Consider the following 439-nt stretch of genomic DNA (forward strand, 5'->3'; position numbering starts at 1 on the left):
GCCATCGCCTGTTCAACGTTATCGACGATGCCTTCAAGGCCGGCGACTTCGAGGGCCTCGGCGTGGCGTTGGGCGGCTCTTCCCGCTGGTTCGACGAGCGCATGCCGTTCGAGCTCGGCCTCGGGCATCCGCTGGAATATGCGATCTATTGGAGCCCCGTCGGCTTCATCTCGTCTTTGCTGGATGCCGGCTCGAATCCAAACTATCAGGATCACGGTGGGTTTCCGTCCATCATTGCAGCGCTGTCCACCGACCGCGCCGACCGGCTGGACATCGTGCGGGTTTTGATCGACGGCGGTGCCGACCCCAACATGCGGGGCGTCAACGACTGGACGCCGCTGCACTATTCGGTGGCCATCCGCAGTGTCGATGCGATCGGCCTGCTTTTGGCGGCGGGCGCCGACCCGGTGCTCGAAACCCGCATCGATGACTACAGGAC

The 439-nt window shown here is 63.8% G+C and carries 1 protein-coding gene; it reads left to right on the forward strand.

Annotation, left to right across the window (positions count from 1 at the left end; translation table 11 throughout):
* On the forward strand, positions 1 to 439 hold a 439-nt coding region (locus EN906_RS36925), incomplete at both ends, for an ankyrin repeat domain-containing protein (protein WP_164777743.1).

Origin of the sequence: Mesorhizobium sp. M7A.F.Ca.CA.004.06.1.1, from assembly GCF_003999135.1 — a bacterium.
Taxonomy (GTDB): domain Bacteria; phylum Pseudomonadota; class Alphaproteobacteria; order Rhizobiales; family Rhizobiaceae; genus Mesorhizobium.